The sequence below is a fragment of the Nonomuraea sp. NPDC049637 genome (genome assembly GCF_040675235.1).
GTDB lineage: Bacteria > Actinomycetota > Actinomycetes > Streptosporangiales > Streptosporangiaceae > Nonomuraea.
This window is the reverse complement of record NZ_JBFAOM010000004.1, coordinates 280,842-304,283: the sequence shown is the minus strand read 5'-3', so window position 1 is coordinate 304,283 and position 23,442 is coordinate 280,842. Positions and strand designations below refer to the sequence as shown.

At 72.2% G+C, this 23,442-nt stretch carries 19 protein-coding genes and 1 riboswitch; of the genes, 10 read left to right on the top strand and 9 right to left on the bottom strand.

Annotation, left to right across the window (positions count from 1 at the left end):
- From AB0J71_RS08240 to AB0J71_RS08215, 6 genes are read right to left on the bottom strand one after another with little or no spacing between them, the layout of a single operon-like run.
- Positions 1 to 297 (bottom strand): hypothetical protein, encoded by a 297-nt coding sequence (locus tag AB0J71_RS08240; RefSeq protein WP_352326743.1) that lies wholly within the window; start codon positions 295 to 297, stop codon positions 1 to 3.
- An 18-nt stretch (positions 298 to 315) separates the two neighbouring features.
- The gene (locus tag AB0J71_RS08235; protein ID WP_364413380.1) at positions 316 to 1,566 is read right to left on the bottom strand and encodes a right-handed parallel beta-helix repeat-containing protein; all 1,251 of its coding nucleotides are present in this window, start codon (positions 1,564 to 1,566) and stop codon (positions 316 to 318) included.
- A gap of 58 nt (positions 1,567 to 1,624) precedes the next feature.
- Positions 1,625 to 3,409, bottom strand: a complete 1,785-nt coding sequence (locus tag AB0J71_RS08230) for a glycoside hydrolase family 13 protein (RefSeq protein ID WP_364413378.1) — start codon at positions 3,407 to 3,409, stop codon at positions 1,625 to 1,627.
- A gap of 5 nt (positions 3,410 to 3,414) precedes the next feature.
- A complete protein-coding gene (locus AB0J71_RS08225) occupies positions 3,415 to 4,254 on the bottom strand; it encodes a sugar ABC transporter permease (protein ID WP_364413376.1) in 840 nt (279 codons plus the stop codon).
- On the bottom strand, positions 4,251 to 5,819 hold the full coding sequence (locus AB0J71_RS08220; RefSeq protein WP_352327950.1) for an ABC transporter permease subunit: 1,569 nt from the start codon (positions 5,817 to 5,819) through the stop codon (positions 4,251 to 4,253). The genes AB0J71_RS08225 and AB0J71_RS08220 overlap by 4 nt, the downstream gene beginning before the upstream one ends.
- 1 nt (position 5,820) lies before the next feature.
- Positions 5,821 to 7,110 (bottom strand): maltose ABC transporter substrate-binding protein, encoded by a 1,290-nt coding sequence (locus AB0J71_RS08215; RefSeq protein ID WP_352327951.1) that lies wholly within the window; start codon positions 7,108 to 7,110, stop codon positions 5,821 to 5,823.
- Positions 7,111 to 7,408: 298 nt separating this feature from the next.
- Here AB0J71_RS08215 and AB0J71_RS08210 point away from each other — a divergent pair, with 298 nt between their 5' ends.
- From AB0J71_RS08210 to AB0J71_RS08200, 3 genes are all read left to right on the top strand, one after another.
- Positions 7,409 to 8,902, top strand: coding sequence for a glycoside hydrolase family 13 protein (locus AB0J71_RS08210; protein WP_364413374.1), 1,494 nt, complete (start codon positions 7,409 to 7,411; stop codon positions 8,900 to 8,902).
- 63 nt (positions 8,903 to 8,965) lie between these two features.
- Positions 8,966 to 10,321 (top strand): ATP-binding protein, encoded by a 1,356-nt coding sequence (locus tag AB0J71_RS08205; protein WP_352327953.1) that lies wholly within the window; start codon positions 8,966 to 8,968, stop codon positions 10,319 to 10,321.
- A 47-nt stretch (positions 10,322 to 10,368) separates the two neighbouring features.
- Positions 10,369 to 11,187: an SAM-dependent methyltransferase gene (locus tag AB0J71_RS08200; RefSeq protein WP_352327954.1), complete on the top strand. Its 819-nt coding sequence runs from the start codon at positions 10,369 to 10,371 to the stop codon at positions 11,185 to 11,187.
- A gap of 27 nt (positions 11,188 to 11,214) precedes the next feature.
- Here the strand turns inward: AB0J71_RS08200 and AB0J71_RS08195 are convergent, their stop codons facing one another.
- Positions 11,215 to 12,543: a cation:dicarboxylase symporter family transporter gene (locus AB0J71_RS08195; RefSeq protein ID WP_352327955.1), complete on the bottom strand. Its 1,329-nt coding sequence runs from the start codon at positions 12,541 to 12,543 to the stop codon at positions 11,215 to 11,217.
- Positions 12,544 to 12,646: 103 nt separating this feature from the next.
- On the opposite strand from AB0J71_RS08195, the gene AB0J71_RS08190 reads away from it, so the two are divergent.
- The 5 genes from AB0J71_RS08190 (at position 12,647) to AB0J71_RS08170 (ending at position 19,191) form a co-directional block, all read left to right on the top strand.
- Positions 12,647 to 14,140 carry an ATP-binding protein gene (locus AB0J71_RS08190; RefSeq protein WP_364389726.1) on the top strand — a complete coding sequence of 498 codons (1,494 nt, stop codon included), beginning with the start codon at positions 12,647 to 12,649 and terminating at the stop codon, positions 14,138 to 14,140.
- The gene (locus AB0J71_RS08185; RefSeq protein ID WP_352329673.1) at positions 14,137 to 14,856 is read left to right on the top strand and encodes a response regulator; all 720 of its coding nucleotides are present in this window, start codon (positions 14,137 to 14,139) and stop codon (positions 14,854 to 14,856) included. Before AB0J71_RS08190 ends, AB0J71_RS08185 begins: the two co-directional genes overlap by 4 nt.
- A gap of 73 nt (positions 14,857 to 14,929) precedes the next feature.
- Positions 14,930 to 16,966: an N-acetylneuraminate synthase family protein gene (locus AB0J71_RS08180; protein WP_352329671.1), complete on the top strand. Its 2,037-nt coding sequence runs from the start codon at positions 14,930 to 14,932 to the stop codon at positions 16,964 to 16,966.
- A 3-nt stretch (positions 16,967 to 16,969) separates the two neighbouring features.
- On the top strand, positions 16,970 to 17,956 hold the full coding sequence (locus tag AB0J71_RS08175; RefSeq protein WP_352329669.1) for a glycosyltransferase family 2 protein: 987 nt from the start codon (positions 16,970 to 16,972) through the stop codon (positions 17,954 to 17,956).
- A complete protein-coding gene (locus AB0J71_RS08170) occupies positions 17,956 to 19,191 on the top strand; it encodes a polysialyltransferase family glycosyltransferase (RefSeq protein WP_364389724.1) in 1,236 nt (411 codons plus the stop codon). Before AB0J71_RS08175 ends, AB0J71_RS08170 begins: the two co-directional genes overlap by 1 nt.
- Here AB0J71_RS08170 and AB0J71_RS08165 read toward each other — a convergent pair.
- Both AB0J71_RS08165 and AB0J71_RS08160 read right to left on the bottom strand, forming a co-directional pair.
- Positions 19,175 to 20,353 (bottom strand): DUF6716 putative glycosyltransferase, encoded by a 1,179-nt coding sequence (locus AB0J71_RS08165; protein WP_364413372.1) that lies wholly within the window; start codon positions 20,351 to 20,353, stop codon positions 19,175 to 19,177. The two genes, AB0J71_RS08170 and AB0J71_RS08165, sit on opposite strands and share 17 nt — an antisense overlap.
- On the bottom strand, positions 20,350 to 21,294 hold the full coding sequence (locus AB0J71_RS08160; protein WP_364413370.1) for a hypothetical protein: 945 nt from the start codon (positions 21,292 to 21,294) through the stop codon (positions 20,350 to 20,352). Before AB0J71_RS08160 ends, AB0J71_RS08165 begins: the two co-directional genes overlap by 4 nt.
- Positions 21,295 to 21,391: 97 nt before the next feature.
- Between AB0J71_RS08160 and AB0J71_RS08155 the strand changes: the two genes are divergently transcribed.
- Together AB0J71_RS08155 and AB0J71_RS08150 are read left to right on the top strand one after the other, a co-directional pair.
- Positions 21,392 to 22,213, top strand: a complete 822-nt coding sequence (locus AB0J71_RS08155; RefSeq protein ID WP_364413368.1) for an aldo/keto reductase — start codon at positions 21,392 to 21,394, stop codon at positions 22,211 to 22,213.
- A gap of 19 nt (positions 22,214 to 22,232) precedes the next feature.
- On the top strand, positions 22,233 to 23,186 hold the full coding sequence (locus AB0J71_RS08150) for a Gfo/Idh/MocA family oxidoreductase (RefSeq protein ID WP_364413366.1): 954 nt from the start codon (positions 22,233 to 22,235) through the stop codon (positions 23,184 to 23,186).
- 117 nt (positions 23,187 to 23,303) lie between these two features.
- A riboswitch (cyclic di-AMP (ydaO/yuaA leader) is annotated at positions 23,304 to 23,441 on the top strand.
- Position 23,442 lies beyond the last annotated feature (1 nt).

Here is a 23,442-nt window from a genome sequence, read left to right as displayed (position 1 = left end):
TCAGGCGGCGGCCCAGACGGCCTCGAACGCCGCCTGGGTGATCTCGGTCAGCTCCCAGATCTCCAGCGGCTGGTCGGTGAGGAAGCCGTGATCGTCCTGGAGCCGGCCCCACCAGTAGCGGTGGGCGACCCGGTCGGCGCCGACCTCGATCTGCCTGATCGCCCAGTGTTCGCCGTCGCCCTCGACGCTCTCGAACAGCCAGACGCGCCCGCCCGGGTCGGCGGTGTGCCAGAAGCGGTGGGGCGCGTCGGCCTCGGCGAGCTGCTTGACCAGCGGCAGGCGAAGATCCGGGACCATGCCCCGTAGGCTACACCGCTACCGCTGGTAGGCACCGGCGTCAGGTGCGGCGGACAGCGGCCGGCCCAGCATGTCCTTGCCGAGGGCGGTGCCGCCGTACCAGGCGGGCGACAGCGGCAGGCCGCGGCCCAGCGCCGGGGAGCCCGGACGCAGGCGAAGGTCGGTGCGGGAGAGGAACAGCGGGTCGGCCCTGACCGACTTCGGCCCGAGCTTGAAGGTGAGCTTGCGGCCGTAGTAGACGCTGCCGCCGTCGTCGACGCCCTTGCCGTCGGCCCAGCCGGCCTCGCCGCCGACCGCGATCACGTTGTTGCGCAGCCGGAGGATGGAGGGGCCGCAGCCGTCGTGGCAGGACCAGCCGATGGTGTCCTTGGCCGGCAGGTAGACCGAGTTCTGGACGGCGATCGTGCCCTTGACCGGGCCCACGACGTGGCCGGGCCCGCGGGTGATGAGGAAGGAGCCGCGGCTGCGGCCGGAGGTGACGACGTTGAAGGCGAAGACGTTGCCGGTGGCGGTCTTGCCCTTCTGCGCGCCGAGCTCGGTGAAGGTCTCGTTGTCGCGCGCGTGGTTGTAGGTGATGCGGTTGCGGTCGCCGTTGAAGATCTCGACGGCGGAGCCGTCGGTGCCGTAGTCGTGGCTCCTGGCGTAGCTGCCGGTGATGGTGTTGCGGGTCACCAGGTTGTCGTCGCCGTTGAGCAGCACGCCGAAGGCGCCGGAGTCGTTGTCGCCGCCCTCGTCGTCGACGCTCATGCGGTTGTTGGCGGTGAGCGTGCTGTCGCGGACGGTGTTGTGCGAGCCGGACGGCGTGACCCAAACGCCCGCGACGTTGCCGTCGGCCGCGACGCCGCTCAGCTCGATGTGGTGGCCGCCGAGCTGGAACCCGGCGAACCGGCAACCGGTGGCGCGCAGGCCGCTGATCTGCCAGTAGGCGCCCTTGACGACCACGCAGTCGCGCTCGTCGCCGCTGATGCGGGGCAGGGCGCCGGTGCCGTGGGAGCGGATGACGATGGGCCGGGCGGCGGTGCCGCTCGCGGTGAGCCGGAGCGGGCCGGTGAAGCTGCCGCCCCGCTTGAGGCTGACGACGTCACCCGGCTTGAGGTCGGTGGAGCTGACCTTCTCCAGCGACTTCCACGGCTTGTCGGGGCTGGTGCCGGCGGCGGAGTCGTCGCCGGCCCTGGAGTCGACGTAGTAGGTGGTGGCCGCCCTTGCTTCCGCGGCGGTCGGTACGGCGGTAAGGAGCGATGCTGCGACGGCTACGGAGAGCAACCTCATGCGGGCACACCACTATCCAGTTGAAGACGGTACGGGGCCAGGCCATACCGTAGCGTGATCAGCGTGTGATGCGCCACACACTCACCGAAGGACCGTCCCCCGGGATCACGTCTCCGTCCTGGGCATTGTGGACGCCCTGGGCCTGCGCCCCGATGGGCAGCGCGGCCCCGGGTGCCCGGCGGACGGCCACCAGCAGCGACTCCTCGAAGGTCTCGCGCGCGAAGACCAGGCAGTCGGCGTCGGAATGCAGCCAGCGCAACCCTCCGTGACGCAGCGCGGGCTCGGCGCGGCGCAGCCCGAGCAGCTCGCGGTAGGCCGACAGGGTCGCCGGGTCCTGGTCGTGCGGCCGGTTCCAGGGCATGGGGGTGCGCGAGTGCTCCCCGTTGATCCCGGTCAGGCCGAACTCGCTGCCGGCGAAGACCATAGGCGTGCCGGGCAGCGTGGCCTGCAGGCCGAGGGCCAGCAGGTGGCGTTCGCGCGAGCCGGTCACCGTGCGGATGCGCGGCGAGTCGTGGGAGTCCAGGAGCTGCCAGGAGTGCGTGAGCGAGCGCCAGGACATGTGCGAGGCGAAGGACCTGAAGGTGGCCACGGTGTCGGTGCCGTCGCGCTCGGGCACGCCGCCCGGCACGCCGAGGAAGTGCGGCAGGTCCAGGTCGGGGCCGCGCAGCCAGGCCCAGACCGGGCGGGTGAAGCCGCCGTAGTTCATGGTGCCGTGCCAGCCGTCGCGGTCGAGGTCGAGCGAGGCGTCGTGGTTGTGCTCGGCGATGAAGGCGGCCTCGGGACCGAGCTGCCGGCGCAGCATGGCGGCGACCTCGTGGTTGCGGTCGTCGGCGCCGAGCCTGGCGGTCATGTTGGCGACGTCCACGCGCCAGCCGTCCAGGGGGCCGAGCCACTTCTTCAGCACCGCGCGCATGCTGGAGCGCACCAGCTCGCTGCCCCAGTTGAGCTTGGGCAGCGACTTGACGCCCCACCACGACTCGTAGTCGCCGGTATCGGGGTCGAAGTAGAACATCTCCCGTTCGAGGGCGTTCACATCGGAGACGGCGGCGGTGAACCATTCGTGGGCGTCGCCGCAGTGGTTGGTGGTGATGTCGCCGAGCAGGCGCATGCCGCGGGCGTGCAGCGCGCCGGACAGCCGGTGCAGGGCCTCGTCGCCGCCGAGCAGCGGGTCGACGTGCTCGAAGCTCGCGGCGTCGTAGCGGTGGTTGGAGCGGGCGGGGAAGATCGGCGTCAGGTAGACGGTGTCGGCGCCGAGGCTCTGGATGTGGTCCAGGCGCCGGGTGATGCCGTCGAGGTCGCCGCCGTAGAACTGCTGGGCGGTGCCGGGGCCGCTGGGGATCACCGGGTCGCGGTCCCAGTCGCGCGGCAGCGCCCAGTCGGGCAGGTCCGGCATCGGGCCGGAGCGGTCGAAGCGGTCGGGGAAGATCTGGTAGACGATCGCGTCCGACATCCACGAGGGCGGCGCCTGGTGGCAGACCAGGCGGAAGTCGCTCGCGTCGGTCACGTCGTGGCCGACCGGGCCGGCCGCGGTCAGCCACAGCTGGCCGCGGCGGGTGTGCAGCAGGAAGCGGTACGGGGTGACCGGGTTGACGGCGGTGACCTCCGCCTGCCACCACACGTCGTCCGCGCCGTAGCCGGCGACCGGCGTGCCGGTCCTGGACTCGTCGACGCGGGCCTCGGCGTAGCGGGGCTCGCCGTCGCAGACGGTGCGCACGTGCACCCCGGTGATCCCGGCGGCGCGCGGGGCGCGCAGCCAGAGGGTCACCCGCGAGCCGAGCGCCGGTTCCCGGATGGAGACGTAGAGAGCTGAGCCGTCGTGGTGCGGCTCGCCGACATGACGCAATGGACCTATCCCTTGACAGCCCCGGCCGTCAGGCCGGAGACGATGTACTTCTGCAGCCATAGGAACACGCTCACCGTGGGTACGGCGGTGAGCAACGTCGCGGCGGCGAACATGCCGAAGTTGGCGTTGCGGTGGTCCCCGGCGATCATGCCGTACATGCCGACGGCCAGGGTCTTGCTCTCGGGGTCGCGCAGGAACACGTTGGCCATGAGGAACTCGCTCATGATGCCGATGAAGGCCAGCAGCGCGGTGACCGCGAGGATCGGCGTGACCAGCGGCATGATGATCCGCCAGAAGATCTGCGCGTGGGTGGCGCCGTCCACGGTGGCGGCCTCGTCGAGCTCCTTGGGAACGGTGTCGAGGAAGCCCTTCATCAGCCAGGTGTTCACGCCCAGCGCGCCGCCCAGGTAGAGCAGCAGCAGGCCCCAGACGGTGTTGAAGCCGAACGCCGGGTACAGCTCGGTCACCCTGGTGAAGATCATGAAGATCGTCACGATGGCCAGGAACTGCGGGAACATCTGGATGAGCAGCAGCGCCAGCAGCCCGACCCGGCGGCCGGTGAAGCGCATGCGGCTGAAGGCGTAGGCGGCCAGCATCGACAGCAGCAGGCTCGCGAACGACGAGACCAGCGCGATGAACACCGAGTTGAAGAACCACCGGCCGAACGGATAGTCGTCGGAGGTGAGCAGGTCGACGAAGTTGTTCAGGCTCGCCCCCGACGGCACCAGGTCGGTGGAGGCCAGCGTGCCCATCGGGTTGATCGCGGCCGAGACCACGAACAGGATCGGGAACAGCGCGAACGCGCACACCGCCAGCACGAACACGTGCCTGAGCGCGATCCTCATGCGTAGACCTCCTCCTGCTTGCGGGTACGGCGGAAGGCCACGGCCGAGATGACCGCCACGATCGCGAAGATGAACACCGAGATCGCCGCCGCGAACCCGAACTGCGCCCCGCCCGCGCCGAACGCCAGCCGGAAGGTGTAGGTGATCAGCAGGTCGGTGGCCCCCACCTGCGGGCTCTCGGCCGGGAACGGCCCGCCGTCGGTGGTGAGCGCGATGGCGTTGAAGTTGTTGAAGTTGAACGCGAACGACGAGATCAGCAGCGGCGTCAGCGCGACCAGCAGCAGCGGCAGCGTCACCCGGCGGAACGCCTTCCACGGCGTGGCGCCGTCGATGGAGGCCGCCTCGGTCAGCTCGCGCGGGATCGCCTGGAGCGCGCCGGTGGTGACCAGGAACATGTACGGGAAGCCGAGCCACAGGTTGACCAGGATGACCGCGAAGCGGGCGGTGACGGGCTCGCCGAGCCAGTCGACGCTCAGCCCGAAGAACTGGTTGATCAGGCCGAAGTCGCGGTTGAACATGTCGCGCCAGACCAGCAGCATGGCGAAGGCCGGCATGGCGTAGGGCAGGATCAGCGCGATCCGGTAGATCTTCGTGCCGCGCATGCGCGGGTGGTGCAGCGCCAGCGCCACGGCCATGCCGAGCCCGAACGTGCCGGCCACCGAGGCCAGCGCGAACACCAGGTTCCAGCCCAGCACGCCGACGAAGTAGCCGGAGATGGTGGGGTTGGTCAGCACACGTGCGAAGTTGTCCAGGCCGACGTTCGCCTGCCAGCCCTGGGCCAGGTGCTCGCCCTTGGCGTTGACGAAGTAGCCCTGGGCCTCGTCGGCCGTCCAGGTGTCGCCGTTGCCCCTGACGCAGTCGCAGGCGGCGTCGTAGATCAGCGCGGCCTTGCCCTCCACGGCCCGGCTCAGGCCGTTGGCCTTGATCGCGCCGCCCGGCGTCGGCACGGACAGCGCCGAGATCTCCTGGCCGCGGGCGGCCGCCTCGGGCGCCTTCAGCACGGTCACGCCGGGCGCCGACAGCACCTTGCCGGTGAGGCCGACCTGGGCGCCGGCGAGCGGGGTCAGCCCTTCGGCGGTGCCCAGCCGCACCTGCTTGGTCTTGGGGTCGACCAGCAGGAACACCAGCTCGTCGCCGCGCAGGGCGGCGGTCAGGCCGTACTCGGGCGAGCCGGGGGCCTGGCGCACCGAGCCGGTCTCGATGGCGGTGACGGCGTCGGCCTTGTCGCCGCGGTGCCCGTCGCCGAAGTTCGTGAACGCCGTGGTCACCGTGTAGAGCACGGGCAGCACCTGGAAGGCGATCAGGAAGACGGTGCCGGGGACGAGGTACTTGGCCGGGATGAAACGGCGGGTCAGGTACAGGTAGGAGATGGCCGCGGCGGCCAGCCCCAGCAGCGTGAGCGAGACCCACGACTGCGCGGCGACCAGCGGCGGCACGGCGTAGAGCAGGATCGCCGCGGCCACGGCCAGCACCGCGATCCTGCTCACCACGAACGCCGTGGTGAGCTCCCGGCGAGGCCGCGGGGACACGGTGGTCCCCACGGCCTCGTGCACGTCCTGGGCCATGTCAGTTCTTGAGCGCGCCGTCGATGGCCTTCTGCGCGGCCGCGGCGGCCTTGGCCGCGTCGCCGCCCTTGACCACGGCGGTCTCCGCGATGCCGAACGGCTCCCAGATCGCGGCCATCTCGGGGATGGCGGGCATCGGCATGCCGCTCTTGCCGGCGTCCATGAACTTGGCGGCGTCGGGGTCGGCGGCCTGGACCTCCTGGAGGGCGGCGGTCAGCGCCGGGGGCCGCGGGTCGGCCTCGTACAGGGCCTTGGCGACGTCCTTGTTGGTGACGTAGTTGGCGACGAACTCCTGGGCCAGGGCCTTGCTCTTGCCCTTGGCGGCCACGAAGAACGACTGGACGCCGACGAACGGCGTGGCCGGCTTGCCGTCCTTGAACGCCGGGACGGGCGTGATGTCGTAGGAGATGCCGCCCTTCTTGACCTCGCTCATGGCCCACGGGCCGGAGACCAGGTAGGCGCACTTGCCGGCGGCGAAGTTGACGATGTAGTTCTCGTTGGTGACGGACGTCTTCAGGGCGCCGTCACCCTTCTCGCCGAGCTCCTTCAGCTTGCCGAACGCCTTGACCGAGCCCTCGGAGCCGAGCAGCACCTGCTTGGGGTCGGGGTCGCCGGAGGCGGTCTGGCCGAACAGCGCGCCGCCCGCGGAGGCGAACAGCGGGTAGGCGTGGAAGGCGTCGCCCTTGACGCCGACGGGCAGGCAGAGCACCTCCTTGACCTTGCCGGCCTTCTTCAGCTCCTTGCCCTTGGCGATCATCTCGTCGAGCGTGGCGGGGGCGTCGGGGGCGAGCTTGGTGTTGCGGATCAGGGCGATGTTCTCCACCGCGTACGGGGCGCCGTACACCTGGCCGTTGAAGGTGACCGCCTTCATGGCGATCTCCGAGAAGGCCGCCTTCTGCTCGTCGGTCAGCGTGACGGGGTCGATGGCGCCGTTCTGGACGAGGTTGCCGATCCAGTCGTGCGCGCCGATCATGATGTCCGGGCCGCTGCCCTGCTGGGAGGCGGTCAGGAAGGTCATCTGGTTGTCCTTGCTGATCTCCTTCACCTCGACGGTCACGCCGTTCTCGGCGCCGAACCGGTCGGCGAAGGGCTTGAGCGGCTTGACCCGGCTCGGGTCGGCCCAGATGACCAGCGTGCCGCCCGCCGCCGGGGCCGGAGCCGAGGCCGACGCCGAGGCCGAGGCCGAGCCGCTGGGCTGCGCCGACGGGGCGGTCGAGCCGGAGTCACCACAAGCCGTAGCGGCGAACGCGAGGGTGGAGAGGGCGGCCACTCCCAGGACCCGTACACGCATGAGACCTCCCGAGGTCATGGAGGAGCGGCGACGCCTGCGTGCGCCGCCGCCGAAGATCGTTTTCCGCCGCTGTTCACGGCTTACGTTTCCGGGACGTTAGCGGCTCTTTGCAAGAATTGGAAGAACTTGCGAAAGAGCGTTACCGGAACCACATCCGACCGGCGACGCGCTGACCTCGCCGCACCTCCGATAAGGGGCGTACCGGGAATCTGCAACTTTCCGAAACTTGCACTTGACCTGTCGCAAGGACGCGCGACATCCTGCACCAGACATCACGGACATCGGGGGAAGGAAAGCCATGATCGGCAACGACGACTGGTGGCGGGACGCCGTCGTGTACCAGGTCTACCCCCGGAGCTTCGCCGACGCCGACGGCGACGGCACCGGCGACCTGAAGGGCGTGCGGGAACGCCTGGGCCACCTCGCGCGGCTGGGCGTGGACGCGATCTGGCTGAGCCCCTTCTACACCTCGCCCATGGCCGACGGCGGCTACGACGTGGCCGACTACCGGGACGTGGACCCGATGTTCGGCACGCTGGCCGACTTCGACGCCCTGGTCGCCGAGGCCCACGACCGCGGCATCCGGGTGATCGTGGACCTGGTCCCCAACCACTCCTCGGACCGGCACCCCTGGTTCCAGGCCGGGCTGCGCGACCGTTACATCTTCCGCGACCGGCCCAACGACTGGGAGTCGATCTTCGGCGGCCCGGCCTGGACCCAGGTCGAGGACGGCCAGTGGTACCTGCACCTGTTCGCGCCCGAGCAGCCCGACCTCAACTGGGACAACCCCGAGGTGCGCGCCGAGTTCCGCGACGTCCTGCGCTTCTGGCTGGACCGGGGCGTGGACGGCTTCCGCGTGGACGTCGCCCACGGCATGGTCAAGGCCGAGGGGCTGCCCGACGTGGGCCCGAAGGAGGGCCGCCAGGCCGAGATGCTGGGCGACGAGCAGGTGCCCTACTTCGACCAGGACGGCGTGCACGACATCTACCGGGAGTGGCGGCCGATCCTCGACTCCTACCCCGGCGGGCGGATGGCCGTCGCCGAGGCGTGGGTGTCCTCGCCCGAGCGGCTGGCCCGCTACGTCGGGCCGGACGAGCTGCACCAGGCGTTCAACTTCGAGTTCATGATGGCCGACTTCCACGCCAAGTCGTTCCGTACGGTGATCGAGAAGTCGCTGGCCGAGGCCGAGCTGGTCGGCGCGCCCACCACCTGGGTGCTGTCCAACCACGACAAGCCGCGCCACGTCACCCGGCACGGCGGCCTGGCCCGCGCCCGCGCGGCGACGCTGCTCATGCTGGCCCTGCCCGGCTCGGCCTACCTCTACAACGGCGAGGAGCTGGGCCTGCCCGAGGTCCTCGACCTGCCCGACGAGCTGCGCCAGGACCCGGCGTTCCGGCGCACCGGCGAGAGCCGCGACGGCTGCCGGGTGCCGATCCCGTGGACGAGCGAGCCGGGCTGCGGCTGGCGCGACCCGTGGCTGCCGATCCCGCCGTCGTGGACGCAGCTGTCGGCCGAGGCCCAGGAGCACGACCCGGACTCCACGCTGAACCTCTACCGGGCCGCGCTCCGGCTGCGCAAGCAGCACCCGGCGCTCGGCGGCGGCACGCTGCGCTGGCTGGAGACCCCCGAGGACGTGCTGGCCGTCCAGCGCGACCCGGGCCTGGTCGTGATGCTGAACACCGGCGAGCGCCCGGTCGCGCCGGTCGTGCCCGGCACGGTGCTGCTGGCCAGCGGCCCGCTGACGGCCGACGGCTCGGTCCCGCCGGACACCACCGTGTGGATCCAGCGGTGAGGTTGGGGGAACCTTTCCCTTGACGCGGCATTTGGCGGCAATGACGGTTAGTAGTCTCGGGGAGTGCCACCCCTGTGGGCCCGCTCCCTGCGCGGACGCGTCACCCTCATCGCGACGGCCGTAGCCGCCCTCGTGCTGATCCCCGTGGGCATCGCCGGGTGCATCGTCTCGCGTTCGCTGGTGACGGCCGGCGTCTACCGGGACACGCGGGACACCGCCGAGCGGGTGGCCTCGGAGATGCGCGCGGGCGGGCTGCCGCAGGGCGCCACGATCCCGGTGCCCAACCCGTCCATCGACCTGATCCAGATCGTCGGCACCGACGGCCGCGTCCTGGCCAGCAGCGACGCGGCCAGGAACCTGCCGCCGCTCAGCGACGTGCGGCCCACCGCCGAGAGCCGGGTGGTCAACACCACCAACTGCCTGCCGACCGAGTGCGTGCACCTGTCGGCGGTCAAGGCCGGCATGTCGGAGGACTCCCCCATCGTCTACGCCGGCCGCAGCACCCCGGAGGTGCTGGCCTCGCAGACGCTGGAGGTGATCGTGTTCTCCCAGGTGGCGGTGCTGATCGCGCTCACGGCCTGGGCGACCTGGCTGGTCACCGGCCGCGCGCTGCGCCCGGTGGCGACCATGCGCGCCGAGCTGGACGCGGTCAGCGCCGGCGACCTGAGCCACCGGGTCACCCAGCCGGGCGGCGAGGACGAGGTCGCCATGCTGGCCAAGGCCGTCAACAACACGCTGGCCCGGTTGGAACGTTCCGCGCTGCAGCAGCGCCAGTTCGCCTCCGACGCCTCCCACGAGCTGCGCACCCCGATCGCCGGGCTGCGCGCCCAGCTGGAGAGCGCCCAGCTCTACCCGGACGACACCGACATCGAGGCGCTGGTGGACAGCGCCCTGCGGGACACCGACCGGCTGGAGGCGATCATCACCGACCTGCTCCTGCTGGCCAGGATCGGCTCCCGGGTGGACGTGGCCAGGGAGCCGGTGGACCTGGCCGAGCTCGTCCGGCAGGAGCTGGCCGTGCGCAGCGACAAGCTGCCCACGCGGCTGGAGCTGACCGAGGGCGTGGTCGTCGAGGGTGTGCGCCTGCAACTGGCCAGGGTGCTGACGAACCTGCTGGACAACGCCCAGCGGCACGCCGAGACCATGGTGCGGGTCGTGGTCACCAGGGAGGCGGGCCCGGCCAGGGGCGGCACCGCCGTGCTGGCGGTGGAGAACGACGGGCAGGAGATCCGCGAGGCCGACCGCGAGCGCATCTTCGAGCGGTTCACCCGCCTCGACGCCGCCCGCAGCCGCGACTCCGGCGGCACCGGACTCGGCCTGGCCATCGCCAGGGACGTGGCGATGGCCCACCGGGGCAGCGTGCGGGTGGAGGACCGTCCGGGCGGGGCGCGGTTCGTCCTGCGGCTTCCGGCCATCTGATGTCGAAAGCGTAGATTTCCGGCAGCCGGTTAGTGGATCATGCCCTCATGACGCAAGAAGTCCCCCAGGGCGTGGATCCTCACATCCCCAACACCGCGCGCATGTACGACTACTTCCTGGGCGGAAAGAACAATTTCCCGGCCGACCGCGAGCTGGCCGAGCTGGTGCTGAGCGCGATGCCGGAGGTCAGGGACGGCACGCGGGAGAACCGGCTGCTGATCGGCCGGGTGGTGCGGTACCTGTGCGAGCAGGGCGTCACCCAGTTCCTCGACCTGGGCTCCGGCCTGCCGGCCGCCGAGAACGTGCACGAGGTGGCGCTGCGGTACGCCCCGCAGGCCCGCGTGGTCTACGTGGACAGCGACCCGGTGGTGGCCGCCCACGGACGGGCCCTGCTGGCCGGCCCCGAGCAGGTGGCCATGCTGCACGGCGACGTCCGGCGCCCGCAGGAGGTGCTGGACAGCCCCGAGGTGCGCGGCCTGCTGGACTTCGGCAGACCCGTCGCCGTGCTCATGATGTTCCTGCTGCACCTGATCCCCGACACCGACGACCCGCAGGGCTTCGTGGCCGCCTACCGCGACGCGCTCGCGCCCGGCAGCTACCTGGCCCTGTCGCACGTCGGCACCGACCACGCGCCCGAGCGCCTGGCCCGCGTCAGCCACTTCTACCGGCGGGCCAACGCGCCGTTCTGCCCGCGGCCCGGCAAGGAGATCGCCGCCTTCTTCGGCGACTTCGAGCTGATCCCGCCCGGTCTGGCCACGGGCAAGGGGCCGGAGCTCGGTTTCCCGTTCACCGACCCCGAGAGCCCGCCCTTCTACGACGACGACTTCGCCCGCATGGGGTACGCGGGCATCGGCCGCAAACCCTAGAGCTGCGAGCGCCGAGAGCCGGCCACCCTAGACGCGCGCGGCCTGCCGTCCGGGTTCGGGCTCGGGGCGGTCGTCCTCCTCGTCGATCAGCGTGGACTCGTCGAACGGCGCCCGTCCGGCCAGCACCTCGGCGGCCCGCTCCCGGTCGAAGTCGCCGGTCCAGGTGCCCACCACGACGGTGGCCACGGCGTTGCCCGCGAAGTTGGTCAGCGCCCTGGCCTCGGACATGAACCGGTCGATGCCGACGATGAGGCCGACGCCGTCCACCAGCTCGGGGCGGTGCGACTGCAGGCCGCCGGCGAGCGTGGCCAGGCCCGCCCCGGTCACGCCCGCGGCGCCCTTGGAGGCGACCATCATGAACAGCAGCAGCGAGACCTGCTCGCCGACCTGCAGCGGCGCGCCGGTGGCCGAGGCGATGAACAGCGTGGCCATGGTGAGGTAGATGGCGGTGCCGTCGAGGTTGAAGGAGTAGCCGGTCGGCACGGTGATGCCGGCCACCGTCCGGCTCACGCCGAGGTGCTCCATCTTCGCGATCAGCCGCGGCAGCGCCGTCTCCGACGACGACGTGGACAGGATCAGCAGGAACTCCCGGCCGAGGTAGCGCAGCAGCGACCACAGGTTGACCCGGGCCACCAGCCACAGCAGCGCGCCCAGCACCACGCCGACGAACAGCAGGCAGGTGACGTAGAAGGCGACCATGATGATGGCCAGGCTCTTGAGCGCCTCGATCCCGGTGGCCCCGACCACGGCCGCGATGGCCCCGAACGCGCCGACCGGCGCGGCCCACATGACCATGGCCAGGATGCGGAACACCAGCCGCTGGACGTGCTCCACGCCGCGCAGGATCGGCGCGCCGCGCTCGCCCATGGCCTGCAGCGCGAACCCGGCCAGCAGCGCCACCAGCAGCGTCTGCAGGACCGAGCCCTCGGTGAAGGCCGACACCAGCGTGACGGGGATGATGCCGAGCAGGAAGTCCACCCCGCCGGTGGCCTCGCCCTTGGCCGCCTCGGCCTCGGCGGCCTGCCGGGCGGCGTCGGTCAGGTGCAGCCCGGAGCCGGGGTCGATGACGTTGCCGACCAGCAGGCCGATGACCAGGGCCACGGTGGACATCACCAGGAAGTAGCCGAGCGCGAGGCCGCCCACCTTGCCGACCTTGGCGGCCTGGCGTACCGAGCCGATGCCGAGCACGATCGTGCAGAAGATGATGGGGCTGATCAGCATCTTGATCAGCGCCACGAACCCGGTGCCGAGGGGTTTGAGCTCCTTGCCCGCCTCCGGCCAGACGAATCCGACCAGGATGCCGAGCAGGACCGCCACGATGACGGCCAGGTACAGGTAACGAGTGCGATCACGCATGAGGGGTCTCCACCGCTTTGAAAAAGGGGCTGGTCGTGCGACTATGCGGCTCGCTGTGACCCACGTCACGATTGAGTAAGTTTCGTTCACGCAAGGGGGGCTCATGCGCCGCTGGAGCCTGGCGGGCCAGATGCTGGTCCTGCAGTTGCTGGTGGTCGCGGTCGCCGTGACGGGCTGCGCGGTGCTCGCGCTGGTGCAGGCCCACCGCCTGCTCACCGAGGAGGCGGGCGCCACGGCCAGGGCCGTGGCGGTCAGCGTGGCCGCCGCGCCGGGCGTGGCCGCCGCCCTCGACGGCCCCGAGCCGACCCTGGCCCTGCAGCCGTACGCCGAACGGGTCCGCAAGGAGACCGGCGTCGACTTCGTCACGATCATGAAGCCGGACGGCACCCGCTACACCCACCCGAACCCGGCCGAGATCGGCCGGCGCTTCCTCGGCCACACCGGTCGGGCCCTGGCCGGGCAGACGTTCGTCGAGACCTACACCGGCACGCTCGGCCCCTCCGAGCGGGCCGTGACGCCCGTGTGGTCCGGCGGCCGGGTCCGGGCCCTGGTCAGCGCCGGCATCACCATCGACCGGATCAGCGCCCGGCTGCGCGACCAGGTCGCCTGGAGCGGCCTGGTCGCCGCCCTCGCCCTCGGCCTCGGCGCGGCCGGGACGTGGCTGGTCACCGTACGGCTGCGCCGCCAGACCCACGGGCTCGGCCCGGTCGAGCTGGGCCGCATCCACGACCACCACGACGCCGTCCTGCACGCCGTGCGGGAGGGCCTGCTGCTGGTCGGCGGCGACGGCACGCTGACGCTCTGCAACGACGCCGCCAGGCAGCTCCTGGACCTGCCGCCGGACGCCGAGGGCCGGCACCTGGCCGAGCTGGGCCTGCCCGCGCTGCTGGAGGGCCACGAGGAACGCGTGCACCTGGCCGGCGACCGGGTGCTGGCCGTCAACGGCGCGGCCAGCAGGCTCGGCACGGTGGTGACCGTACGCGACCACACCGAGCTGCAGGCGCTGGCCGGGCAGCTCGACGCCGAACGCGGCTTCGCCGACTCGCTGCGCTCGGCCGCGCACGAGGCCGCCAACCGGCTGCACACCGTGATCACGCTGGTCGAGCTGGGACGCACCGAGCAGGCCGTCGCGCTGGGCACGGCCGAGCTGCGCGCGGCGCAGGAGCTGACCGACCGGGTGGTGGGCGCGGTACGCGAGCCGGTGCTGGCCGCGCTGCTGCTCGGCAAGAGCGCCGAGGCGGCCGAACGCGGCGGCGAGCTGCTGCTCACGCCCGACAGCGACCTCGACGACCTGGGCCTGGACCCGCGCGACCTGGTGACGATCGTCGGCAACCTGGTCGACAACGCCCTCGACGCGGCCACCCGGGTCGAGGTGCACCTGGGCGCGGACCGGGACGGGATCGTGATCAGGGTGACCGACGACGGGCCGGGGCTGACCGCGCCGGAGGCGTTCGCGAAGGGCTGGACCACCAAGGGCGACGGCCACGGGCTCGGGCTGGCGCTGGTCGGGCAGGCGGTGCGGCGGCTCGGCGGCACGATCGAGGTGGCCGGGTCGGCCTTCACGGTGCGGCTGCCGGCCCCGGAGCGGGTCCGATGAGCCGGCCGGACACCGGTGCCGGGGCGGGCGCGGCGAGCCGGCCGGACGTGCCGGTCTCCGTGCTGATCGTGGAGGACGAGGAGATCACCGCCGAGGCCAACCGGGTCTACGTCGAGCGGGTGGCCGGCTTCGAGGTGGCCGGGGTGGCGCGTTCGGGCGGCGAGGCGCTGCGGTTCCTGCGCGGCCGGCCGGTCGACCTCATCCTGCTCGACCTGTACCTGCCCGACATGCACGGCCTGGAGGTGTGCCGCGCGGTGCGGGCCGGCGGGCTGCTGTGCGACGTCATCGCCGTCACCTCGGCGCGCGACCTGCCGACGGTGCGCTCGGCCGTGTCGCTGGGCGTCTCCCAGTACCTTCTCAAGCCGTTCACCTACGCGACCCTGGCCGAGAAGCTGGCGCGTTACGCCCGGTTCAGGCAGGACACCGGCGTGATCGTCGCGCAGGGCGACGTCGACCGGGTGCTCGGCACCCTGCGCGGCAGCTCCGAGCTGCCCAAAGGGCTGGCCCGCGACACCCTCGACGCCGTGTCGGCGCGGCTGCGCGAGCGGCCCGGCGGCAGCACCGCGCAGAGCGTGGCGCAGGCCGTCGGGGTGTCGCGGGTGACCGCCCGCCGCTACCTGGAACACCTGGTCGAGCTGGGGACGGCGGTGCGCGTGCCGCAGTACGGCGGGGTGGGCCGGCCAGAGTTGCTCTACCGGATCCCCATGGAAAGTTAATGGCGGTGACGCTGCCCGTTCAATCCGGGCCCTTAGCTTCTGGGTGCGATCCGATGCACTGAGGAGAAGTCACTTGCGAGTCCTGGCCGTTGTTCCCGCCCGCGGAGGTTCGGCGGGCGTTCCCCTGAAGAACCTCGCCCTGGTCGGGGGCGTCCCGCTGGTCACCCGCGCGGTACGGGCGTGCCTGCGGGCCGAGCTCGTCGACCAGGTCGTGGTCAGCACCGACCACCCGCAGATCGCCGAGACCGCCCGCGCGGCGGGGGCGACCGTGGTGGAGCGGCCCGCGGAGCTGAGCGGCGCGACCGCCTCCAGCGAGTCGGCCGTGCTGCACGCCCTGGACGCGCTCGGCGCGGACCCGGACGTGGTCGTCCTGGTGCAGTGCACCAGCGCGTTCATCGACCCCGAGGACCTGTCGGCGGCCGTGCGCAAGGTCCTGGACGGCGAGGCCGACTCGGTCGTGTCCGGGCTGCCGACGCACGAGTTCCTGTGGACGGCCGCGGGCGCGGGCGTCAACCACGACCCCGCCGTACGGCAGCGCAGGCAGGACCGCGAGCCGCAGTTCCGCGAGAACGGCGCCTTCTACGTCATGCGCACCGCCGGCCTGCGCGAGCACGGCCACCGCTTCTTCGGCGAGGTCGCCGTGCAGCCGGTGCCGCCGCAGCACGCCATCGAGGTCGACGACCCCGAGGACCTGGAGCTGGTGCGCGCCCTGGCGCCGTTCATCGACAAGCCCGAGCCGATCGACGTGGACGCGGTCATCACCGACTTCGACGGCGTGCACACCGACGACCGCGCCTACATCGACTCCGACGGCCGGGAGATGGTCCTGGTCAGCCGCTCGGACGGGATGGGCGTCGCGCTGCTGCGCCGCTCCGGGGTCAAGGTGCTGGTGATGTCCACCGAGCAGAACCCGGTCGTGGCCGCCCGCGCCCGCAAGCTGGGCGTGCCCGTGCTGCAGGGCCTGGCCGAGAAGCGCATCGTGCTGCGCGACTGGCTGGCCATCGAGGGCCTGGACCCGGCGCGGGTGGCCTACGTCGGCAACGACGTCAACGACCTGGGCCCGATGGCCGAGGTGGGCTGGCCGATCGCCACCCCCGACGCGCACCCGCGCGTGCGCGCCGCCGCCCGCGTGGTGCTCACCAGGCCCGGCGGCTCCGGCGCGGTGCGCGAGCTGTGCGACCTGGTGGTGGCCGCCCGGCCCGAGCCGCCCGTCGCCGAGGCCAAGGCCCGGCCGCGGCTCGGCCCGGTCGCGATCGGTGACGTGCTGGTCGGCGACGGCGAGCCGGTGTACGTGATCGGCGAGATCGGCATCAACCACAACGGCGACCTCGACCTCGCCCGCCGGCTCATCGACGTGGCGGCCGACGCGGGCTGCCAGGCGGTCAAGTTCCAGAAGCGCACCCCCGCGATCTGCGTGCCCGAGGAGCAGAAGGGCCAGATCAGGCAGACGCCGTGGGGCGAGATGACGTACCTGGAGTACAAGGAGCGCACCGAGTTCGGCCACGACGAGTACCGGCAGATCGCGAAGTACTGCGACGAGCGCGGCCTGCACTGGTTCGCCTCGCCGTGGGACGTGCCGTCCGTGGAGTTCCTGGAAGACATGGACGTGCTGACGCACAAGATCGCCTCGGCCAGCGTCGCCGACCACGAGCTGCTGCGCGCCCTGGCCGCCACCGGCAAGCCGCTCATCCTGTCCACCGGCATGTCCACGCTGCCGGAGATCGACCAGGCGGTCGAGATCCTCGGCACCGACCGGCTGATCATGATGCACGCCACCTCCACGTACCCGCTGCCGCCGGAGGAGGCCAACCTGCGCACGATCACCACGCTCAAGGAGCGCTACGGCGTGCCGGTCGGCTACTCCGGGCACGAGCGCGGCCTGCAGATCTCCCTGGCCGCGGTCACCTTGGGCGCGGTCTGCGTCGAGCGGCACATCACGCTCGACCGCACCATGTGGGGCTCCGACCACGCCGCCTCGCTGGAGCCGTCGGGGCTGGAGCACCTCGTCCGCGACATCCGCATCATCGAGCAGGCCATGGGCGACGGCGTCAAGCGCGTCTTCCCCGGCGAGGAGGCGCCCAAGGCCCGGCTGCGCCGGGTGACCGTCTGAGTCATGACGCCGACCACTCTCTCCGTCGTCGTGCCGGTGCGTGACGGTGAGCGCTTCATCGCCGACGCGCTCACCTCGCTCGCCCGCAACGCCCGGCCCGACTTCGAGTTCATCGTCGTGGACGACGGCTCCGTGGACGCCACCCCGGACATCATCGCCGACTTCGCCCGCGACCTGCCCGGCCTGGCCGTGCTGCGCAACCCCGCCCCCGTGGGGCTGGCCGACGCCCGCAACACCGGGCTGTCGGCCGCCTCGGGGCGGTTCGTCACGTTCATGGACGGCGACGACTGGCTGGCGCCCGGCTACCTGGCCGGGCTGGTGGCGGCCATCGACGGGCTCGGCTGCGACTTCGTGCGCGTCGACCACGTCCAGGTGGAGGGGCGCAGGCGGGTGGTGCACCGGGCCCCGCTGTCGCGCCGCGGCGTGGTGCTCGACCCCCGCTCGGCGATCCTGCCGGCCGGGGAGCGGACCATGGTGGACTACCCGTACGCGTGGGCCGGCGTCTACCGGCGTTCGCTGCGGGACCTGCTGCACTTCCCCGGCTCGCTGCACACCGCCGAGGACCGGCCGTGGATCTGGCGGCTGCACCGGGAGGCGGCCACGTTCGCGGTGGTGCCGATGGCCGGGGTCTTCTACCGGCGGCTGGTGTCCGGGTCGCTGACGCAGGTCGGCGACGAGCGGCAGCTGCACTTCTTCGACGCCTTCGAGCTGGTCCTCAAGGACCTGGAGCCGGAGTTCCTGCCCAAGGCGGCGCGCAACTTCTGCGCGCTGCTGGCCCACCACCTGGAGCTCGCGGGCCGGTTCACGCCGGCGTTGCGCGCCCGGTTCGAGGAGCGGGGCGCGCAGATGGTCCGCGGCCTGCCGCCCGACCTGGTGGCCGACGCCGTGTCGCGGATGGCCGTCGAGCGGGAGGCCGTGCTGCGCGCCCTGGTTCCCGACATTGCCCCCAGCCCCCACGTCCGGATCCGCCGGGATCGGGAGGATTCCTGATGAAGGTCTTCTACGCCTCGACGCTGTTCGGCGCGATGTCGCTGGCCGCGGCCATCGACGACGGCCGCTTCGGCGCGGGCCGGCGCGTGCTGATCGTGTCGAACAACGCGGCGATCCCCGAGGTGTCGGTGCCGCTCGACGCCACGCCCGGCTTCGCCGCCCTGCGCTCGCGCTTCGATGAGGTGCACTCCTGGAACGAGCTGATCGCCCCGCTGCACCCCTCCGACTGGCGGGCGCGGGTCATCGAGGTGCCGATGTTCGAGCGGCTGATCCGCTCCCACCTGGCGCTGGACGACGTCGAGGAGCTGGTGCTGGAGTCGATCGCGGTGCCGCCCGCGCGCACGATCGCCGGCCTGGTGCGCGACTGCCCGATCACCGTCTACTCCGACGGCCTGATGAGCTACGGGCCGACCCGCGACCCGCTGCCCGCGGAGATCTCCCGCCGCATCGAGCGGCTGCTCCACCTCGACCTGGTGCCCGGCCTGACCCCGCTGCTGCTCAGCGAGTACGGCGTGCCGTCCGTCATGCTGCCCGAGAAGCGTTTCCTCGCGGTCGTGGACGAGGTGGCCGCCACCGCGCCGGACATGCCCGGTGGGCAGGCGGTCGTCCTGGGCCAGTACCTGTCGGCGCTGGAGATCGTCACGCCGGAGGAGGAGGCCGGGCTGCACGCCTCGATGCTGCGCGCGCTGGCCGCCCGCGGCTGCACCGACGTGGTGTTCAAGCCGCACCCGGCCGCCGGCCGCCGGCACGCGCAACTGCTGCGCGCGGCGGCCGGGCCGCTGGGGGTGCGGCTGACCGTGGCCGGGGAGAGCGTGCCGGCCGAGGTGTGCTTCGCCGCGCAGCGCCCCGAGCTGGTCGTGGGCTGCTTCTCCACCGGCCTGGTGACCGCCCGGCGCTACTTCGGCCTGCCGGTCGCCTCCTTCGGCACCGGCCTGGTGCTGGACCGGCTCACGCCGTACGAGAACAGCAACAGGGTGCCGGCCACGATCGTGGACGCGCTGCTGCCACGGTTGAACGCCGACGGCGTGATCGACGAGCCGCCGCGCACGGACCTGCCCGCGCTGGTGCGCGCGGTGGGCTACTGCATGCAGGCCGACGCCTATCCCGAGCTGCGCCCGTCGGGCGTCACGTTCGACGGGCGCTACTTCAAGCGCAAGCGCCTGGAGACGCTGGGGCTGGCCGAGCCGCCCTCGGCGCTGTCCAGGCTGCGCAGGAAGATCAGGTCAGCGATCTGAGGTAGCGGCGCACCCGCCGCTTGGCCCGGTAGCCCGCCCGCAACATCGTGGGTGGCACCTCCACCCGCAACCTGGCCCGGCGGCGGGCCGCGGCGTGCTCGGGGCCGTCCAGCAGCGAGCGGGCGGGCGGGCGCGCCCCGTCCGCGGCCAGGCCGGTCAGCAGGGCCGCCCAGTCGTCACGGCCGGCCGGGTGGAAGTAGTTGGCCTCGCACCAGCGCGGCTCGGCCGTGCGGAAGTCGCCCAGGGCCAGGTCGTCGAGCGTGCCGAGCAGGCCGCTGCCCTCGAACACCAGGTTGATCATCTCGGCGCTGACCCCGAAGTCGCTCAGCACCAGCGACGGCACGCCCATGGCGACGGCCTCCAGCGCGGCCGTCGAGCTGACCGTGACGAACCCGGCCGCCCGCGACAACTGCTCGTGCATCGACCCGGCCGCGAACGTCAGCCTGCCCGGCTCGCCCATCTCACGCCACAGCCGCTGGTAGTGGTGGCGTTCGTTGTGGGTCTGGCGTTCGTGCTCCAGGGCGCGCAGCTTGACCACGACCTCCAGGCCGGGGCGGCGTCCGGCCAGCTCGGCCAGCGCCAGCAGCACCCGCTCGCGCTCCTCGCGCGCCCGCGGCACCTTGGCCTGGGTGGCGAACACGACCCGATCGCCGCCGCCGGACGCCGCGCCGGGCCGCAGGAACGGCAGCCGGGCCAGCCCGACCGCCCCTCCCCCGCCGAGCCGGCCGGCGATCCCGGAGAACTCGGCCACCTCGCGCTCGCTGTGCACCACGAACAGGTCGCAGCCGCTGCGGAACAGCCACGCCTTCTCCGTGGCCGGGACCGAGATGCCGGGCAGCCCGCTGACGAACACCGGCCGTGCCCGGCCCGCCGGCCGCAGCCCGGCCAGCACGTCGGCCACCAGGACGTCCACCACCGGGCCCGTGCAGCCCACCAGGATCGCGTCGGGGCGGGTGCGCTCGGCCAGGCGGCGCAGCGAACGCGCCGACAACACCGGCGGCGCCGCGCGCCCGCCCACCGCCGCCGCGATCTGCTCCGGCGAGGGCGCGATCGGGGTGCGCACCACCACCAGCTCGCTCTCGCAGCCCGCGGGCAGGTCGGAGAGCAGGCAGGCCGCCCACTTCAGATACGAGTCGGAGTCGGCTACCGCCAGCACCCTCACCTGGAAGCTCCTGTCAAATGCGATCGCAGGCCGGGGGCCGCCCTGCTCGTCCACCAGTCGTCGGGAACGTCCACCGGCTCGACCTCGACGCCGCGCGGGCCGAGCAGCACCCGCAGCGAGGTGATCGCGGTCGAGGGCAGGCTGAGCACCCGCTGGCCGGCGTCGAGGCCGCGCAGCGTCAGCTCGGCCGGCACGCCCGCGTCGTGCACGGTGATGCCGGGACGTTCGCCGATCAGCGCCAGGTCCACGGGGTCCTCGCGGCGGTGCGGGTAGTAGGCCAGCGGCTCGCGCCCGGCCAGGTCGGTCAGCCAGCGCAGGTAGTGGTCGCGGTGGACCAGGCCGTTGCGGACCAGGGAGGTGCCGAGGACGACCGTGCGCTCGGCGGGCCCCTGGGCGCTCGGCGGCTGGGCGCGCAGCCAGGCGAAGTCGTGGCGGACGAGGTCGACGCCCGCCTCCCGGACGGCCGCGGCCAGCTCGTCGGGGACGGGCAGGGCGGTGAAGACCGACACCCGGCTCATCCGCAGCCGCAGCGCGGCGGCCAGGCCCAGCAGGGCGCGCGCCCGCGAGGGGGTCGCCCGCGCCCGCAGCAGCGGCCGGAACGGCCCGGCGGCCAGCAGTTCGAGCAGCCTGAGCGTGGCCAGGCCGTCGTCCACGACGACGATGCGGCCGGGGTCGGAGGTCAGCCAGCGCATCTGGACCTTGCCGGAGAACGCGTCGCCCACGGCCTGGACGCGGCGCGGCATGCGCTCGCGCGGCTCGTCCAGCAGCAGGCCGGCGGGCAGGTCGAGGCGGCGCAGCTCCTTGCGGGTGGCGCGCAGCGGGCGCAGGCCGGCGCGCGGCACGACCACGGTGTCCGGGCCGAGCAGCCCGGCGTGGTGGGCCTCGACGGCGCACAGCATCTGGAGCGGAGACTCCACCCAGGCCGACGCCTGTCTGACCACTCTGTTTCCCCCAGCCGGTGGATGGCCTTGCACGACCCGCCTCAAGGTAGCCCGGCCTGCTTAAGCCGCAAGAAACGACACGTGAACAATGGAGGGTATGAACTCGCTGATGCTCAACACCGACGGTGTGCAGATACCACAGCTCGGCTTCGGCGTCTGGCAGGTCTCTGCCGACGACGCCGAGCACGCGGTGACGACCGCGCTGCGCGCCGGATACCGGCACGTCGACACCGCCGCCGCCTACGAGAACGAGGAGGGCGTCGGCCGGGCCGTGCGCGCCGCCGGGGTGCCACGGGAGAAGGTGTTCGTCACCACCAAGCTGTGGAACGGCGACCACGAGCGCGCCGAGCAGGCCTTCGACGAGAGCCTGGCCCGCCTGGGCCTCGACTACGTAGATCTTTTCCTGATCCACTGGCCGGTCCCGCAGCAGGACAGGTACATGCAGGCCTGGCGGGCGCTGGAGAAGATCTACCGGGACGGCCGGGCCAAGGCCATCGGGGTCTCCAACTTCACGGTCGCCACGCTGACCCGGCTGATGGAGGAGACCGACATCACGCCGTCGATCAACCAGATCGAGCTCCACCCGTACTTCCAGCAGCGCGAGATGCGGGCCTTCCACGAGGCCAACGGCATCCTGACCGAGGCGTGGAGCCCGCTCGGGCAGGGCAAGGGGCTGCTGGCCGACCCGGCGCTGCGCGTGCTGTCGGAGAAGTACGGCAAGACGCCCGCCCAGATCGTGCTCCGCTGGCACCTGCAGCTCGGCAACGTGGTGATCCCCAAGTCGGTCACGCCGTCGCGGATCGAGGAGAACATCGACGTGTTCGACTTCATCCTCGACACCGAGGACATGGCGGCCATCGGGGCGATGAACGCGGGGCGGCGGATCGGGCCCGACCCCGACTCGTTCAACCTGACCTGAGCGCTCTACGATCTCGGTCGTGCGAGATTTCACCTGGGGAATAGCGGCGACCGGCGGCATCGCGCGTACCGTGGGGGCGGCCATCGTGGCCGAGCCCGGCATGCGGGTGGGCGCCGTCGGCTCGCGGAGCCCGCTCAGGGCGCGGGCGCTGGCCGACGAGCTGGGCGCGGAGTCGGCCTACGGCTCCTACGAGGCCCTGTGCGCCGATCCGGCCGTAGACGCGATCTACGTCGCCACGCCGCACGCCCAGCACCTGGAGGTGGCCGAGGCGGCCATCGCGGCGGGCAAGTCGGTGCTGTGCGAGAAGCCGCTGGCGGCCGACGTGGCCGACGCCGAGCGCATGGTGGCGCTGGCCCGCGCGGCCGGGGTCTTCCTCATGGAGGCCATGTGGATGCGCTTCAACCCGCTCATCCAGCAGGTGGCGGCCGACCCGCGCTTCGGTGAGATCCGGTCGGTGCGGGCCTCGTTCGGCTTCGCGCTGCCCTACGACCCCGCCCACCGGCTGTGGGCGCCGGAGCTGGGCGGCGGGGCCCTGCTCGACCTGGGGATCTACCCGTTCGGGCTGGCCCAGCTGCTGCTCGGCATGCCCGCGGAGCTGCGCATGGCGGGCTCGCTGGCGCCCAGCGGGGTCGACGCCGAGGCCGGCGGGCTGCTGCTGTACCCGGACGGGCGGCGGGCCCTGGTCGACGTGTCGCTGCTGGCACATCACGCCAACGACGCGAGCGTGGTGGGCACGTCGATGCGGGCCGACATCCTGGCGCCGTTCTGGGCGCCGCAGCGGGTGCTGCTGTCGGGGCCGTCGATGGAGACCGAGGAGCTGGTGCTCGACCCGGCCGACAACGGTTACGCGGGCGAGCTGCGCGAGGTGCGCGCGGCCACGGTCGAGGGCCGCACGGAGAGTGCGATCATGCCGCTTGACGAATCCCTTGCCATGATGGAGCTTCTGGCCGAGGCGCGGGCGCAACTCGCCTAGCTGGACCTTTAGCCACTTGCCTGACTCTTGCCCGGTGTATTACCTTGTGGGGCATCTCGCGGCAGACGTCCGGTTTGTCCGGCTTTGTCCAACCATCGCACGACATTTCACAGGATCGTCCTGTGACCGCTGAATCCGCCTCCGGGCGGAACCGGGGACCCACGTCCTTTGGGGTGAATCGGCACTTCGGTGCCGTAGGGCAGCTTCCACGTCCGAACCCGTCAGCTAACCCGGTAAGCGGCATGGAAGCAAGGAG

Bases quoted from the DNA above. Each gene is read 5' to 3' on its own strand.
- AB0J71_RS08240 (WP_352326743.1), bottom strand. From the start codon at position 297: ATGGTCCCGGATCTTCGCCTGCCGCTGGTCAAGCAGCTCGCCGAGGCC.
- AB0J71_RS08235 (WP_364413380.1), bottom strand. From the start codon at position 1,566: ATGAGGTTGCTCTCCGTAGCCGTCGCAGCATCGCTCCTTACCGCCGTA.
- AB0J71_RS08225 (WP_364413376.1), bottom strand. From the start codon at position 4,254: ATGAGGATCGCGCTCAGGCACGTGTTCGTGCTGGCGGTGTGCGCGTTC.
- AB0J71_RS08220 (WP_352327950.1), bottom strand. From the start codon at position 5,819: ATGGCCCAGGACGTGCACGAGGCCGTGGGGACCACCGTGTCCCCGCGG.
- AB0J71_RS08215 (WP_352327951.1), bottom strand. From the start codon at position 7,110: ATGCGTGTACGGGTCCTGGGAGTGGCCGCCCTCTCCACCCTCGCGTTC.
- AB0J71_RS08210 (WP_364413374.1), top strand. From the start codon at position 7,409: ATGATCGGCAACGACGACTGGTGGCGGGACGCCGTCGTGTACCAGGTC.
- AB0J71_RS08200 (WP_352327954.1), top strand. From the start codon at position 10,369: ATGACGCAAGAAGTCCCCCAGGGCGTGGATCCTCACATCCCCAACACC.
- AB0J71_RS08195 (WP_352327955.1), bottom strand. From the start codon at position 12,543: ATGCGTGATCGCACTCGTTACCTGTACCTGGCCGTCATCGTGGCGGTC.
- AB0J71_RS08190 (WP_364389726.1), top strand. From the start codon at position 12,647: ATGCGCCGCTGGAGCCTGGCGGGCCAGATGCTGGTCCTGCAGTTGCTG.
- AB0J71_RS08185 (WP_352329673.1), top strand. From the start codon at position 14,137: ATGAGCCGGCCGGACACCGGTGCCGGGGCGGGCGCGGCGAGCCGGCCG.
- AB0J71_RS08175 (WP_352329669.1), top strand. From the start codon at position 16,970: ATGACGCCGACCACTCTCTCCGTCGTCGTGCCGGTGCGTGACGGTGAG.
- AB0J71_RS08170 (WP_364389724.1), top strand. From the start codon at position 17,956: ATGAAGGTCTTCTACGCCTCGACGCTGTTCGGCGCGATGTCGCTGGCC.
- AB0J71_RS08155 (WP_364413368.1), top strand. From the start codon at position 21,392: ATGAACTCGCTGATGCTCAACACCGACGGTGTGCAGATACCACAGCTC.